The organism is Actinomadura sp. WMMB 499 (assembly GCF_008824145.1).
Taxonomy (GTDB): domain Bacteria; phylum Actinomycetota; class Actinomycetes; order Streptosporangiales; family Streptosporangiaceae; genus Spirillospora.
Genome location: NZ_CP044407.1, coordinates 2,718,305 through 2,732,957 on the forward strand (window position 1 = coordinate 2,718,305; position 14,653 = coordinate 2,732,957).

General features: G+C 73.0%; 11 protein-coding genes and 1 pseudogene. 9 read left to right on the forward strand and 3 right to left on the reverse strand.

Annotation, left to right across the window (positions count from 1 at the left end):
* The first annotated feature begins 73 nt into the window (after window positions 1–73).
* Together F7P10_RS11660 and F7P10_RS11665 are read left to right on the forward strand one after the other, a co-directional pair.
* Complete coding sequence (locus F7P10_RS11660) at window positions 74–607, forward strand: DUF6328 family protein (protein WP_176611425.1); 534 nt, start codon at window positions 74–76, stop codon at window positions 605–607.
* A gap of 70 nt (window positions 608–677) precedes the next feature.
* Window positions 678–1,253: a DUF6328 family protein gene (locus F7P10_RS11665; RefSeq protein WP_176611426.1), complete on the forward strand. Its 576-nt coding sequence runs from the start codon at window positions 678–680 to the stop codon at window positions 1,251–1,253.
* 24 nt (window positions 1,254–1,277) lie between these two features.
* On the opposite strand, the gene proS is transcribed toward F7P10_RS11665, so the two are convergent.
* Complete coding sequence (gene proS, locus F7P10_RS11670) at window positions 1,278–2,726, reverse strand: proline--tRNA ligase (protein ID WP_176611427.1); 1,449 nt, start codon at window positions 2,724–2,726, stop codon at window positions 1,278–1,280.
* Window positions 2,727–2,823: 97 nt separating this feature from the next.
* Here proS and F7P10_RS11675 point away from each other — a divergent pair, with 97 nt between their 5' ends.
* The 4 genes from F7P10_RS11675 (at window position 2,824) to F7P10_RS11690 (ending at window position 8,277) form a co-directional block, all read left to right on the forward strand.
* The gene (locus tag F7P10_RS11675) at window positions 2,824–4,515 is read left to right on the forward strand and encodes a proline--tRNA ligase (protein ID WP_151009368.1); all 1,692 of its coding nucleotides are present in this window, start codon (window positions 2,824–2,826) and stop codon (window positions 4,513–4,515) included.
* Window positions 4,516–4,562: 47 nt separating this feature from the next.
* A complete protein-coding gene (locus F7P10_RS11680) occupies window positions 4,563–5,456 on the forward strand; it encodes a DUF4429 domain-containing protein (RefSeq protein WP_151009369.1) in 894 nt (297 codons plus the stop codon).
* A 54-nt stretch (window positions 5,457–5,510) separates the two neighbouring features.
* Window positions 5,511–6,533 (forward strand): LacI family DNA-binding transcriptional regulator, encoded by a 1,023-nt coding sequence (locus F7P10_RS11685; protein WP_151009370.1) that lies wholly within the window; start codon window positions 5,511–5,513, stop codon window positions 6,531–6,533.
* Window positions 6,534–6,633: 100 nt separating this feature from the next.
* Window positions 6,634–8,277: an ABC-F family ATP-binding cassette domain-containing protein gene (locus tag F7P10_RS11690; RefSeq protein WP_151009371.1), complete on the forward strand. Its 1,644-nt coding sequence runs from the start codon at window positions 6,634–6,636 to the stop codon at window positions 8,275–8,277.
* A 410-nt stretch (window positions 8,278–8,687) separates the two neighbouring features.
* Here F7P10_RS11690 and F7P10_RS11695 read toward each other — a convergent pair whose 3' ends face one another.
* A complete protein-coding gene (locus F7P10_RS11695) occupies window positions 8,688–9,467 on the reverse strand; it encodes an NAD(P)H-dependent oxidoreductase (RefSeq protein ID WP_151009372.1) in 780 nt (259 codons plus the stop codon).
* A gap of 606 nt (window positions 9,468–10,073) precedes the next feature.
* Here F7P10_RS11695 and F7P10_RS11705 point away from each other — a divergent pair.
* The 3 genes and pseudogenes from F7P10_RS11705 (at window position 10,074) to F7P10_RS11715 (ending at window position 12,944) form a co-directional block, all read left to right on the forward strand.
* Window positions 10,074–11,060: a GlxA family transcriptional regulator gene (locus F7P10_RS11705; RefSeq protein WP_151009373.1), complete on the forward strand. Its 987-nt coding sequence runs from the start codon at window positions 10,074–10,076 to the stop codon at window positions 11,058–11,060.
* A 216-nt stretch (window positions 11,061–11,276) separates the two neighbouring features.
* Window positions 11,277–11,612, forward strand: a pseudogene (locus F7P10_RS11710) (SDR family oxidoreductase); the annotation flags it as partial.
* Between the two features lie 114 nt (window positions 11,613–11,726).
* Window positions 11,727–12,944 carry a PP2C family protein-serine/threonine phosphatase gene (locus F7P10_RS11715; RefSeq protein ID WP_151009375.1) on the forward strand — a complete coding sequence of 406 codons (1,218 nt, stop codon included), beginning with the start codon at window positions 11,727–11,729 and terminating at the stop codon, window positions 12,942–12,944.
* Between the two features lie 42 nt (window positions 12,945–12,986).
* Here the strand turns inward: F7P10_RS11715 and F7P10_RS11720 are convergent, their stop codons facing one another.
* Entirely contained in the window at window positions 12,987–14,561 is a 1,575-nt protein-coding gene (locus F7P10_RS11720) for an FAD-dependent oxidoreductase (protein WP_151009376.1), read from the reverse strand.
* Window positions 14,562–14,653 lie beyond the last annotated feature (92 nt).

Genomic DNA, 14,653 nt, shown 5'->3' on the forward strand with positions numbered 1-14,653 from the left:
AGGAACTGGTCCGGCGAGGAGATTTGACCAGGCGAACCGACTGGTCAGCGCAACGTTCGGGTACAGAAGCCGCATGAGCGTGGACCCGTCCCTCAAGCCACGTAATGAGACCGATCACGAGCGGCTCGACCGGCAGCTCCTCGAAATGCTGCAGGGGTTCCGCGTCGCGGTCACGGGCGTGCAGATGCTGTTCGCGTTCCTGCTGACCGTCCCGTACGCGGCCGGGTGGAGCCGGATCGACGGGACCGGCGAGATTCTCTTCTTCGTCGCCCTCTTCGGCGCGGCGTTCGCGTCGATCTGTTTCAGTGCACCGGTGTTCCAGCACAGAATCCTGTTTCGGATGGACCAGAAAGCGGCACTGGTGCGCCGCGCGAACCGGCTGGGAATCTGCGGCGGCATCGCGCTGGCGGTATCGATCTCGGCGGCCACCACGCTGATCATGGAAACGCTCACAACGGTATGGGCGGCGTCCATCACCGCCTTAGGTATCGTGACTTTGTGCGCATGGCTGTGGTTCGTCCAGCCGTTCCGGGACCGGCTGCGCCTGATCCGCCGGGTCCGCCGGGTGACCCGCGCGACTCTGGAGGACCTGCCGCGGGTGGAGTAGGCGGAAGCCGGACCGTGACGAATCGGGCGTATACCGACTGTTCGCATCTTTACCGGGTAATACGCCGTTCATGAGTGTGGATCCGGCGTACAAGCCCCGCAACGAGACCGAGCACGAACGGCTCGACCGGCAGCTGATCGAGCTGCTGCAGGGGTTCCGCGTCGCGGTCACGGGCGTGCAGGTGCTGTTCGCGTTCCTGCTGACCGTCCCGTTCGCGGCGCGGTTCGACAAGGTGGACGACACCGGCGAGATCCTGTTCTACATCGCCCTGTTCGGCGCCGCCACCGCGTCGATCTGCTTCAGCACCCCGGTGTTCCAGCACCGCATCCTGTTCCGGATGAACCGGAAGGCGATGCTGATCCGCCGCGCCAACCGGCTCGGCATCTGCGGCGGCATCGCGCTCGGCGTGTCGATCTCGGCGGCCACCACACTGATCGTCCAGACCCTCACCGAGGACTGGTGGGCGATCGTCACCGCCGCCGTCGTGGTGCTGCTGTGCACCTGGCTGTGGTTCGTCCAGCCGTTCCGGGAGCGGATGCGCGCCACCCGCCCGGAAGCCGCCGAGGCAGGCAAGGACGACGGCGAGGACGACGCCGCCGACGGCGCCGCTGACCGGGGCGGCGAGCGGGACGGCACGGGCGGCTGACCACCGGCGCCGTCCCGCGGCCCGTCAGTACGACTTGCCGAAGATCACGCGCTTGCCGTAGGCGGACGGCTCCCCGCACCGCACGCAGGCGCCCGTCTCCTCCGGCGCGTCCAGCGGGATGACGCGCGGGGTCGCGGCGGTGTCGGCCTTGATCTCGTCCTCGCACTCGCTGCGGCCGCAGTGCAGGGCGCGCGCCCAGCCGCCCGCGACCTGGCCGGTGAAGGCGTCCCAGGTGTCGGCGGCGGCGGTGCGCTCCTCGCGGAACGCCTCGGCGCGGGCCAGCAGGAACGACTGGAACTCGGCGAGGATCCCGGGGATCAGCTCCGGCACCTTGTCCAGCGGGATCTGCTCCTTGCCCTGCCCCTCCGCCGTGGCCAGGCGCCGGACGACCGTCGCGACACCGGCCTCCAGGTCGCGCTTGCCCAGCTCGATCCGGACCGGGACGCCGCGCATCTCCCACTCGTTGAACTTGAACCCCGGCGACAGCTGCGGCCGGTTGTCGTCGACGTGCACGCGGATGCCCATCGACCTGACCGCCGCGCCCAGCCGGCGCGCCTCGGCGGCGGCCTGCTCGCCCTGCTCCTTGCGCCCGATCGGGACGATCACGACCTGGTAGGGCGCGAGGCGCGGGGGCAGCACGAGGCCCTTGTCGTCCCCGTGCGTCATGATCACGCCGCCGAGCATGCGGGTGCTCATCCCCCAGGACGTCGTGTGCGCGTGCGTCAGCGCGCCCGCCTCGTCCTGGTACTGGATCTCGAAGGCCTTCGCGAAGTTCGTCCCGAGGTAGTGGGACGTGCCGGCCTGCAGGGCGCGGCCGTCCCGCATCATGCCCTCGATCGTGTACGTGCGGACGGCCCCCGCGAACCGCTCGCCGGGCGTCTTCTCCCCCGCCACGACCGGCATCGCCGCGAGGTCCCGCGCGACGGAGGTGTACGCGTCGAGCGCCCACATCGTCTCGCGCATCGCGTCGTCCTCGTCCAGGTGGGCGGTGTGGCCCTCCTGCCAGAGGAACTCGGTCGTCCGCAGGAACATGCGGGGCCGCATCTCCCAGCGGACCACGTTCGCCCACTGGTTCAGCAGCAGCGGCAGGTCGCGGTGCGAGTCGATCCACTTGGCCATGTACTCGCCGATGACGGTCTCGGAGGTGGGCCGCACGACCAGCGGCTCCTCCAGGTCCTTGCCGCCCGCGTGGGTGACGACCGCGAGCTCCGGCGAGAAGCCCTCGACGTGCTCGGCCTCGCGCTTGAGGTAGGACTCCGGGATGAACATCGGGAAGCACGCGTTGTCGTGCCCGGCGTCCTTGATCCGCCGGTCCAGGTCGGCCTGGAGCAGCTCCCACATCCGGAACCCGTACGGCCGGATGACCATCGTGCCGCGCACCGGGCCGCGGTCGACGAGCTGCGCCTGCACGACCAGCTCGTTGTACCAGGCGGAGAAATCCTCGCTCTGCGGTGTCACACCTTCTCGACTCACGGAGTTCAGGGTACTGACCTGCGGCGCCCCGTATCCCCGTCGTGCCCTTACGGTGACCTGCGCGCCCCCGCCGGGCGCTCTTCGATAGCCTCGCGGGATGCGCTGGTCCCAGATGTTCGTTCCCACGCTGCGCGAGGACCCCGCCGACGCGGACGCGCCGAGCCACCGGCTGCTCCTGCGCGCGGGACACGTCCGCCTGCTCGCGTCCGGTCACTACTCGCTGCTGCCGCTCGCGGTGCGCGTCCGCGCCAAGGTGATCGGCGTGATCCGGGAGGAGATGGACGCCATCGGCGGGCAGGAGATGCTCCTCCCGGCGATGCACCCGGCCGAGCCGTGGCGGCGTTCCGGCCGGTGGGAGCTGATGGGCGAGGAGATGTTCCGGCTCCGCGACCGGCGCGGCGCCGAGCTCGCGCTCGGCATGACGCACGAGGAGATCTTCGCGACGATCGCGCAGGAGCTGCACTCCTACAAGCGGCTCCCGCAGCAGTGGTACCAGTTCCAGACCAAGTTCCGGGACGAGCCGCGCCCCAAGGGCGGCCTCATGCGGACGCGCGAGTTCACGATGAAGGACGCCTACAGCTTCGACATCGACCGCGCCGGGCTGGACGCGTCGTTCGACGCCTACCACCGCGCCTACACCCGGATCTTCGAGCGCCTCGACCTGCCCGCGCTGCCCTGCGACGCGTCCAGCGGGACGATGGGCGGCGCCGGTTCCACCGAGTTCATGTGCCCCGCCGACGTCGGCGAGGACCTCGTCGTCCACTCGCCCGCCTGCGGGTACGCGGCGAACATCGAGCGCGCGACGTCCCGGCTGGAGGCGGCCGTGGACGAGCCGGGCCCGGACGTCCCCGAGCGGTTCGACACGCCGGGCGTCCGCACCATCGAGGACCTGCTCGCCTACGGCGCTCCGGGCGACCGGCAGATCAAGACGCTCGTGTACCTGCTGGACGGCGAGCCGACGCTGGTCCTGCTGCGCGGCGACCACCCGCTCAACGAGCAGAAGCTCGTGGACGCCACGGGTGCCGCGTCGATCCGGGCGGCGGAGGCGGAGGAGATCCGGGAGGCGCTCGGGGCGCTGCCCGGCAGCCTGGGCGCGGTCGGCGCCGGGCTCCCGGTGATCGCGGACGAGGCGCTGCGCGGGCGCCGGAACATGTTCACCGGCGCGAACACCGACGACGTCCACCTGCGCGGCGTGGACGTCGGCCGCGACATCGCCGTCGGAACGTGGGCCGACCTGCGGGAGGTCGCCGCCGGGGAGCCCTGCCCGCGCTGCGGCGAACCGCTGGAGGTCGTCCGGGCCATCGAGATCGGGCACATCTTCAAGCTCGGCGACCGCTACGCCCGCGCGCTCGGCGCCGAGGTCCTGGACCCGGACGGCAAGCAGGTCCCGATCATCATGGGCAGCTACGGCATCGGCGTCGAGCGCGCGATGGCCGCGATCGTCGAGACGCACCACGACGAGCGCGGCATCGTGTGGCCGCTCGCCGTCGCGCCGTTCCACGTCGCGGTCGTCCCCGCGCAGACCACCGAGGACGTGACCGCCGCCGCCGAGGACGTCTACGCGAACCTCGCCGCCGCCGGGGTCGAGGTCGTGATCGACGACCGTCCGGAACGCGCCGGGGTCAAGTTCCGCGACGTCGAGCTGACCGGCATCCCGTACCGCGTCACGATCGGCCGCCGCGCGCTGGCCGAGGGGATGGCGGAGGTGACCGTGCGGTCCACCGGGGAGACCGAGAAGGTCGCGCTGGACGCGGTGGTCCCGCATGTGCGCTCCCTCGTGCACGGCTGAGCGTTTTACCCTTGTTCACAGACCGGGCGATTTCGGGGAACGGGGTCATGGCAGAAGTCACCGGAAGTGAAGGCCGCTGGACGTTCGACGGCGATCTGCTGCGGATCGTCCCGGGCAACGGGCGCGGCGTGCACCGGCTGCGGCGCATTCTCGGCGAACTCGAGGTCCCGGTGGAGGCCGTCGCCGGGATCGCCTACGAGCCGGGCAAGAAGGGCGGCGTGCTGCGGGTGCGGCTGCGGCAGGGCGCCGACCCGCTCCTGCAGGCCGCGGGCAACGCGCTCGACGACGCGTCCGACCCGTACCGCCTGCACGTGGACAAGGACGTGTCGTCGCTGGCCGAGTACTTCGTCGACGAGGTCCGCAACGCCCTGCAGATCGAGCGGGTCGCCACCGGGCCGGTGGACCGGTACCTGCTGCCCGGCCCGAGCGTGCCGCTGCGCGCGTCCGGCGGCGAGGGGTCGGTGACCTTCGACGGGGAGACCGTCCGGCTCGACTGGAGCTGGATGGCCGAGCACGCCAAGCAGAAGGCGGGCCCCAAGCAGTTCACGTTGGTGGACGTCGTGAAGGTCGAGCTGCATCCGTCGGTCGGCCTCGACGAGGGGCACCTGCGGTTCCACCTCAAGGACCAGCCGGCCCCGCCCAAGGCGAAGCACGACCCGTACTGCCTGACGCTGTGGGGCACCCGGAAGGAGGGTGCCGCCGCCATCGCCGTGGCGGCGGCGGTCGTGGCGCGGCTCCCGCACCCCGGCGCGCCCCCGGCCGAGGACGTCCCGGCGCTGCCGGCGGGAGGCGCCTCCGCCGGGCCCGAGCCGTCCGGATCGGCGGACGACCACGACGTCCTGCTGCGCCGCCTGCGCGAACTCGGTGACCTGCACAGGGAGGGCATCCTCACCGAGGAGGAGTTCGCCACCGCCAAGCAGGCCCTGCTGCGCCGCTTCTGACGCCGGGGCCCGCGGGCCGTGGCGCGCGGGCGGGACTCCCTGTAGAACGGGGGCATGGCCGATCGCCGCCCGACCCTCGAAGACGTCGCCGCCCTGGCCGGGGTGGGCCGCGGCACCGCGTCCCGGGCGATCAACGGCTCCGCGCGGGTGAGCGAGCGGGCGCGGGCGGCGGTCCTGCGGGCGGTCCGCGACCTCGGCTACGTGCCCGACGCGGCGGCCCGCACCCTCGCGGGCGGACGGGCGGCACCGTCGGGCACGCTCGCGCTGGTGCTGGCGGAGGAGCCGGGGCGGCGGTTCGAGCAGCCGTTCCTCGGTCGGCTCCTGGACGGGATCACCGCCGCCGCCGACGCGGCCCGGACGGCGGTGGCCCTGCACTACGCGCCGTCCGGCGGGGAGCGCGCGGCACTGGCGCGGCGGCTGCGCGAACCGCGGACGGACGGCGTGCTGCTGCTGTCCACGCTGCCGCGGGAACCGCTCGCCGGCGTGCTGGAGCGCGCCGGCGTGCCCACCGTGACGGCCGGGCGGCCCGCCGGCGTGGCGCCCGGCGAGGCGGGCGACGCGGGCTACGTCGACGCCGACAACCGCGGCGGGAGCCGGCGCGCCACCGAGCATCTCGTCGGCGGCGGGCGCCGCCGGATCGCGACGATCGCGGGCCCGCCGGAGCGGTCCGTGGGCGCCGACCGGCTCGCGGGCTACCGGCGCGCGCTGGGCGACCGTCCGGAGCTGGTGGCGTTCGGCGACTTCACCGAGGCCGGCGGGATGCTCGCGATGCGGCGCCTCCTCGATCGGCGGGCCGACCTCGACGCGGTGTTCGCGGCGTCCGACGTGATGGCGGCCGGGGCCCTGCGGGAGCTGGAGCGGCAGGGCCGCCGGGTGCCCGACGACGTCGCGGTCGTCGGCTTCGAGGACGCGGCCCCGCGCCGCCCCACGCGGCCGATGCTCACCACCGTCCACCAGCCCACCGAACGGATGGGGCGCGCGATGGTGGAGATGCTGCTCGCGTCCCTGGGCACGGCCCCGGAGGACCGGGAGCCGGTCATCTGCCGCACCGGCCTGGTGCTCCGCCGGACGGCCTGACCACGGCGGGACCGGGCGGCGCGGATAATTGGTTTGACGTGGGCCGCCGCCGGTGCCGAGACTCGGCGGCGGACTGCTATCGCGAGGGGGCGGACGAACCGTGGGACACGTCGAGGTCGGGCACGTGCGGCACACCCTGCCCGACGGCCGCGTCCTGCTGGACGACGCGTCGTTCCGGGTCGGCGAGGGGGTGACGGCCGCGCTCGTCGGGCCGAACGGCGCCGGGAAGACCACCCTCCTCCGGCTGGTCGCCGGGGACCTGGCGCCGCAGGAGGGCACGGTCGCGCACAGCGGCGGGCTGGGCGTGATGCGGCAGTTCGTCGGCAATGTCCGGGACGACTCGTCGGTGCACGATCTGCTCCTGTCGGTCGCCCCGCCGCGCGTCCGCGACGCCGCGGCCACCGTGGAGGCGGCCGAGCTCGCGATGATGGAACGCGACGACGAACCCACGCAGCTCCGCTACGCGAACGCCCTCGCGGGCTGGGGTGACGCGGGCGGCTACGAGATCGAGGTGCTGTGGGACGCCTGCTGCGTCGCGGCCCTCGGCGTCCCGTACGACTCGTGCCGGTGGCGCGAGGTCCGCACGTTGTCGGGCGGCGAGCAGAAACGGCTCGTCCTCGAGGCGCTCCTGCGCGGCCCCGACGAGGTCCTGCTGCTGGACGAGCCCGACAACTACCTGGACGTCCCCGGCAAGCAGTGGCTCGAGGAGCGGCTCCGCGAGACGCCCAAGACCGTGCTGATCGTCTCGCACGACCGGGAGCTGCTCGACGGGGCGGCCGACCGGATCGTCACCGTCGAGGCCGGGCGGGTGTGGGTGCACGGCGGCCGGTTCGCGACGTACGCCGAGGCGCGCCGCGACCGCAACGAGCGCCTGGAGGAGCTGCGGCGCCGCTGGGACGAGGAGCGCGCGAAGCTCAAGCAGCTCGTCATGACGCTCAAGAACAAGGCGACGTTCAACGACGGCCTGGCCTCCCGCTACCAGGCCGCCCAGACACGGCTGCGCAAGTTCGAGGAGGCAGGGCCGCCGGAGGTCCCGCCCCGCGACCAGTCGATCAAGATGCGGCTGCGCGGCGGGCGCACCGGCAAGCGCGCCGTGATCTGCGAGGGCCTCGAGCTGACCGGGCTGATGAAGCCGTTCGACACCGAGGTCTGGTACGGCGAGCGCACCGCCGTCCTCGGGTCCAACGGGTCCGGGAAGTCGCACTTCCTGCGGCTGCTCGCGTCGGTCGCCGAGACGGTCCCGCGCGGCACGGCGCCCGTCGCGCCCGTCCCGCACGCCGGCGTCGGGCGGCTGGGCGCCCGGGTCGTCCCCGGCCTGTTCGCGCAGACCCACGCCCGCCCCGACCTGGACGGGCGGACGCCGTGCGAGATCGTCATGACCGAGCACGCCCGGCTCCGCGACGCCGCGATGGCGGCGCTCGCCCGGTACGAGCTGACCGTGTGCGCCGAGCAGCCGTTCGAGACGCTCTCGGGCGGCCAGCAGGCGCGGCTGCAGATCCTGCTGCTCGAACTGGGCGGCGCCACGCTCCTCCTGCTGGACGAGCCCACCGACAACCTCGACCTCGCCAGCGCCGAGGCGCTGCAGGAGGGCCTGGAGTCGTTCGAGGGGACGGTCCTGGCGGTCACGCACGACCGCTGGTTCGCCCGTTCCTTCGACCGCTTCCTGGTGTTCGGCGGCGACGGCTCGGTCTACGAGTCGTCCGAGCCGGTCTGGGACGAGTCCCGCGTCACCCGCGCGCGCTGAGCCTCCGGCAGTCTCCTCAGGTCACGCGCGAACGGCCGTGTCGACGAAGTCCAGGACGGCCTTCGCCTCCGCCCCCGCCGGCACCACCGGGCACAGTGCCGCACACGCGACGACCTGGTGACCGCGGACGGCGGCATCGTGAACCGCCCGTCCGACGCGACCGGCCAGCGCTCGCTCGGCAACGTACTGCTCGTCCGCCCGTAGCGCCGCACGAGGAGCGGTTCGCTCGCCCCGCATGCAGATCTACTCGGCGGCCCGGCGATGTCCGGTGCACGGCCGCCCCGGACGCCCGCCGCGCCGCGTGCGTCCGGGGGCGGCCACGCGGGCCGGTGTGACGGACGGCCCGCGTGCGGCCTGCGTGGGGCACGCGGGGGGCGCCGGCGGAGACATCGGGTGACGTCCGCACGGCGCTATCCGGCCGGGCGCAGCACCGCCGAGTCCTCGGCGGCCCGGTGGACCGACAGGCCGGCACGTCCGGGGGCCAGGTGCGGGTGCAGGACGAGGTCGTCGTCGTAGTCGCCGCCGTGCTCGGGCCGGTACGGGATGGGCGCGGCGGTCGCGAGGTCGCGCAATCGCTCGTCCAGGCGAGCGGCCGCGTCCCCGGCCGTCCGCGCCCGGTCGGCGCCGCCGATGACCAGGGGCGGCAGGACCGTCATGCCGCTGTAGAACAGCGTGCCGTGCAGCAGCGGGAACAGCAGCTGCTCGGCGTCGCCGTGGATCCCGCGCGGGCCGAACCCGGTGGTTCGGGCACCGGCGGTCGTGACGACGAGCGCGCGCCGTCCGGCCAGGCCGCCGTCGCCGTACCGCCGCGCTCCAGGCAGACCGAACGCGAAGCCCTGGACGAACACGCGGTCGAACCAGCCCTTGAGGATGGCGGGCATCCCGTGCCACCAGAGCGGGAACTGCAGGACGAGCGCGTCCGCCCAGGCGAGCTTGTCCTGTTCGGCACGGATGTCGGGGCTCAGCGTCCCGCCCGTGAGGGCCCGCTCGGACGCCTCGCCGACCACCAGGCGCTCGCGCGGATCGTGACCGAAGTCGTCGGGCCCGACGACGGGATTCCATCCCATCGCGTACAGGTCGGACTCGCGCACCTGGTGCCCCTGCCGGCGCAGGGTGTCCACGCCATGGTCGCGCAGGACGCCGTTGAAGGACCGGGCCTCGGGATGGGCGAATGTCCACAGGATGTTCACGGGGGCTCCCTTCGATCGTTTCCGACACCCCGATGCTCCCCGCCGCGACCGCCCACCCGTAAGTGGCCCGTAGGCCATCACCCGAAAGGTTCTGGCCACCGCGCTCCTACGGACGCTCTACCGATCGGCTCGCGGAGCCGAACAATCTCTCCGCTTCGCTGATCGTCTGCGCCCTCGCGGTGGGCTCCGGTCGCAGTCCGGCCACGATCGCGTCGACGCGGCGCAGTCCCGCCCGCTCCAGGAGCCGCTTCTCGTCGGTGACCCATTCGCCGCGCGCCGCCAGCACCGCGTGCGGTCCGCATGGCTGCCGTGGCCAGCGCCCCCGCGACCTCAGTGACCCGACCGCGGGGGGCGTGGGAGTTCGCCGCGTACCGGAGCGTGAGGGCCGCTCGCCCTCGCCACATCGGCGGCGCGGACGCGCGCAGCGCCTCCGGGTACTCCGGGCGCGGGAGCGCGTCGCCGCGCAGGACCCGGTTGGCGGCCATCTCGGCGACCAGCAGGTAGCTCGGGATGCCCGCGAGTGGAACATCAGCGGCTCCCGAACGCTACCGGCACCCGGCGCGCGAGCCGCTCCGGCGCCGCCGGCGCGCGTGCGAGAATCCGGCCATGGTGTTCGGGGACGGCGGGCCGCACCGGCTGGCGGTGCTGGTGCGCGACGGCGTCCTGCCCATGGAGCTGGGGCTCGTGCACCAGCTCTTCGGATCCGCCCGCTCGGCGGACGGCGCGCCGCTGTACGACGTGGTCTCCTGCGGTGTCGAGGCGGGGGCGATCCGCACCGATGCCGACTTCACGGTGGGCGCACCGCACGGGCTCGAGGCGCTCGGCGAGGCCGGCACGGTGCTCGTCCCCGCGTCCCACGCACTGGACGAGACCCGCCCGGCCGACGGCCCCGTCCCCGCCGCGCTGCGGGACGCCCACGCGCGCGGCGCCCGGGTCGCGTCGGTCTGCACGGGCGCGTTCGTCCTCGCGGCGGCGGGCCTGCTGGACGGGCGCCGCGCCACGACGCACTGGCTGTCGTGCGAGCGGTTCGCCGCCCGGTTCCCGGCGGTGCGCGTCGACCCGGCCGTCCTGTACGTCGACGAGGGCTCGGTGCTGACCTCGGCGGGCGAGGCGGCGGGCATCGACCTGGCGCTGCACATGATCCGGCGCGACCACGGGGCGGCGGTGGCGGCCGACGTGGCGCGCCGCACCGTGGTGCCGCCGCACCGGGAGGGCGGGCAGGCGCAGTACATCGCGCGCCCGGTGCCGTCCGCGCCGGGACCGTCGACGGACGCCGCGCGCACATGGGCACTGGAGCGCCTCGACCGTCCGGTCACGCTCGCGGAGATGGCGGCGCGGGCGTCGATGAGCGTGCGGACGTTCACCCGGCGCTTCCGGGACGAGACGGGCATGTCGGCGGCGGCGTGGCTCACGCTGCAGCGGGTCGAGCGGGCACGCCAGCTGCTGGAGCGGACGGACCTTCCGGTGGACCGGGTCGCCGAACGCGCGGGCTTCGGAACGGGCACCTCCCTGCGCACGCACATGCGGGCGACGCTGGGGGTGTCCCCGAGCGCTTACCGCGCCACGTTCCGCGGGCCGCCGACGAGCGAGTAGGCGCGGACGACCACCGCCGACCCGTGCCGGACAGGCCCGCCGACGAGCGGGCGAGCATCGGCAGAACGCGCGACCGGTCCCCCGCGCCGTGCCTATCGGTCCACGGCCGGGCGCAGACTCCCACGCCGCGCGGGCCGGCACCGCCGGGACACGTTCCGTGATGCGGGGGCTCCGCACGCGCGGTTTGATCGTTCGGCGCGATGCGATGGTGGCCCGATGACGTCCGGGCAGCACCTCGGGCCGATGCCGAGCGAGGTCGCCTACGCCGCGGCGAAGGCCGCGCTCGAAGGCGTCACCGTCACCCTGGCCGACCAGCTCGCGAACCGGGGCATCCGCCTCAACACCGTGAACCCCGGCCCGGTGGACACCGGGTACCTCACCGAGGACATGTGGCGGACGGTCGCGCCGATGTTCCCCTCCGGCCGCTACGGCGAGCCCGACGACCCGGCGCGGCTGATCACGTGGCTGGTGACCGACGAGGCGCGCTGGATCACCGGCCAGGTCATCAACACCGAAGGCGGCTTCGGACGGTGGCGCCCGCGGGGCGCCTGACCACGTCCCGGCGGCGCGGGGACCGGGCACAGCACCGTCCCCATCCTTGCCGATCATCTCGTTAACCTGCGACAACAATAAGGAACGACTCCTTTCCCACATATAGTGGGCAGGGTGACCGACCCCGCAGGGGCCTTCGCGGACGGCGCGCGCAGGTTCGAGAACGCGCACGCGATCCACGACGAGGCTTTTACGGAAACGGACGTCGAGGACGTCCTCGACGCCGTGCTGGAACGCGTCCGGGAAAGCCTGGGCGTCGACACCGCGGTCGCTCTTCTCCTCGATCGGCAGCAGCGGCACCTGGTGGCCACGGCCGCCAAGGGCATCGAGGAGGAAGTCAGCCAGGCGGTTCACGTCCCCGTGGGGGAGGGCTTCGCCGGTCGCGTCGCCGCCGAACGGCGTCCGGTCTACATCGCGGACGTCTCGAGCGCGAACGTGTTCAACCCGCTGCTCGTGCAACGCGGCCTGCACTCCCTCCTCGGAGTCCCGCTCGTCGCCGATGGCGCGCTGGTGGGGGTGCTGCACGTCGGGACGCTCGCCCCTCGCCGGTTCACCGCCGACGAGACGGAGTTCCTGCAGCTGGCGGCGGACCGTGCCGCACTGGCGGTGCGGCGGCGGCTCACCCGCGCGGAGCACGCCGGAGCTCTGGAGTTGCAACGCAGCCTGGTGCCGTCCGCGCTCCCGGCGCTGCCCGGCCTCGAGATGGCGGCACGGTACCGGCCCGGCAAGGCGAGCGTCGGCGGCGACTGGTACGACGTGTTCTCCCTTCCGTCGGGCGAGGTCGGCGTCGTGATGGGCGATGTGGCGGGGCACGGGTTCGGCGCCGCCGTCGTGATGGGCCGACTGCGCAGCGCGCTGCGCGCCTACGCCCTGGAGACGGCCGATCCCGCCAAGGTCTTGGACAAGCTGAACAACAAGGTGGTGCATTTCGAGCCGGACGCGACCGCGACCGTCCTTTACGCCGTGTGGGACCCCGCGCTCGACCGGGTCCGGATCAGCTCGGCCGGTCACTGGCCCCCGGTCCTGGCCCTGCCGGGAGGCCCGGTGCGCCCCGTCCGCATGAAACCCGGCGTTCTGATCGGCCTTGACTCGGACGTGCCCCGCGAGACCGCCACCGTGGATCTCCCCCCGGGTGCGCTGCTGTGCCTCTACACCGACGGTCTCGTCGAACGGCGAGGCGGCTCGGTGGCCGACGGGATCGATGCCCTGTGCGAGGCGGCGTACGCCGGCCCGCCCGAGGCGGTCGGCGCCGCGGTGATGGCGGCGCTGATCGGCAGGCGGCTGCCGGAAGACGACGTCGCGCTCCTTATTCTGCGCCGCGCCCTCGGCTGAGGCGTCCCCCGCCCGGACGACCGGGGCCGCCGGCTCGTGAGGTCAATCCGGGACGTCGGATTCGATGGATTGGGCGTTGCGGAAGACGTTCAGCGGGTCCCAGCGGGCCTTGACCCGCTGAAGTCTCGGGTAGGCGTTCTTGTAGTAGAGCTTGGACCAGGGCTGGTCGGAGGTGTTCCAGTCGGGGTCGCTCAGGTCGACATCGGGGTAGTTGATATAGCAGCCGTCGGTGTTGCCTCCGATGATGGGGACGCCGCCGGTGTCGGCGAACGTGGCCTGGTAGGTGTCGCGGATCCACGCGAGGTTCTCGGCCTCGTCGCCCGGATCCTCGTCGGTGGGACGGTTCCAGTAGACCTGGTACTGCATCTTCATGATCGAGTCGCGCTGCGGGGCGGCGGTGTCGCGGGGCGTGGCGTTGATCGCCGAGCCGTAGGAGTCGATCTGGATGAGCGCCTCCTTGTTCTTGTAGTGCTTGTAGTGCTCGTTGCCGAGGTAGGCCCACATCGCGTCGATCTGTGCACCCGTGAAGGGGCGGCGGACGTAGGCCGACTTGTACTTGCCGCAGCGGTTCTGGCCGGAGCCGTTGAGCGCCTGGGTGGCGGTCAGCCAGGGCATCAGCCGCGGTGACCAGGCGTCCGGGACGGCCGCGTGCTCGGCCGCCGAGTACAGCATCGGGCCCGAGTCGGGAACGGAGTCGGAGTCGACGGCCTGCAGGAAGTCGAGCATGGCGGCGGTGCCCTCGTCGTCATCGTCGTCGCTCTCGGCGTCGACCTGCACGGTGAGGTTGATCGTGCCCGCGGCACGGTGGTTGAGGGCCAGTAGCGCGAAGAGCCTTCCGGTGGCGGTCGCGGGGTTCTGGTGGTCGGCGAACCAGGCGCCGTAGGCGTCCAGCAGGCGGGTGAAGGAGTCCCGGTCGAAGTCGTCCCATTTCCAGGAGCGGGCGGTGAGCAGCACTTTGCGGGGCGGGACGGGCGGGTCGCGGAACCAGAACCGGGTGACGACGCCGAAGTTGCCGCCGCCCCCGCCGGTGTGAGCCCACCACAGGTCGCGGCGGTCGGGGTCGGGGTCGTCGCGGGTGGCCGTCACGAGTTCGACGGTGCGGGCCTCGGTGACCACGGCGACCTCGACCGCGTACAGGTAGTCGACCGTCAGGCCGGCCTGTCTGGAGAGCAGGCCGTACCCGCCGCCGGTGATGTGCCCGCCGAGCCCCACCGAGTAGCACGAGCCGCCGGGCAGCGCCCGTCCCGACAGGGGGTACAGGTGGCTGTATGCGTGCCAGTTGGTCGCCCCCGCCTCCACGCACCAGGCCTCGAGGGCGGGGTCGTAGTACATGTCGCACATCGGGCTGACGTCCAGGATCACCCGGACGTCGTCGCCGCAGACGAAGTCCTCGTAGCAGTGGCCGCCGGATCTGACGGTCACGCGGGTCCGCGCGTCGTCCTCGGGTACCTGGTTGATCGCCTCCGACAGCGCGGTGACCGCACCTTGCGCCGAGGTCACCATCCGGACGTACTCGGGTTGGGCGATCCACCGCTGGTTGAACCCCCGGCTGAGGGCCGGGTAGCGGACGTCGGGCGGGTTGACGGTGATGGCGGGCGGCACTGGAGGGTGACTCATGGCGGTCTCCCGGTGAAGCGATCCGGTTACTGAGAGTCCATTGTGCTCACCGAGAGTCAGTCATTGAATGCGGAGAGTGTTAAACGGTTGGT

What these genes read in the sequence shown, in the direction of transcription:
- F7P10_RS11720 (WP_151009376.1), bottom strand. Translation starts at nt 14,561, where the DNA reads ATGAGTCACCCTCCAGTGCCGCCCGCCATCACCGTCAACCCGCCCGAC.
- F7P10_RS11660 (WP_176611425.1), top strand. Translation starts at nt 74, where the DNA reads ATGAGCGTGGACCCGTCCCTCAAGCCACGTAATGAGACCGATCACGAG.
- F7P10_RS11675 (WP_151009368.1), top strand. Translation starts at nt 2,824, where the DNA reads ATGCGCTGGTCCCAGATGTTCGTTCCCACGCTGCGCGAGGACCCCGCC.
- F7P10_RS11685 (WP_151009370.1), top strand. Translation starts at nt 5,511, where the DNA reads ATGGCCGATCGCCGCCCGACCCTCGAAGACGTCGCCGCCCTGGCCGGG.
- F7P10_RS11705 (WP_151009373.1), top strand. Translation starts at nt 10,074, where the DNA reads ATGGTGTTCGGGGACGGCGGGCCGCACCGGCTGGCGGTGCTGGTGCGC.
- F7P10_RS11665 (WP_176611426.1), top strand. Translation starts at nt 678, where the DNA reads ATGAGTGTGGATCCGGCGTACAAGCCCCGCAACGAGACCGAGCACGAA.
- F7P10_RS11680 (WP_151009369.1), top strand. Translation starts at nt 4,563, where the DNA reads ATGGCAGAAGTCACCGGAAGTGAAGGCCGCTGGACGTTCGACGGCGAT.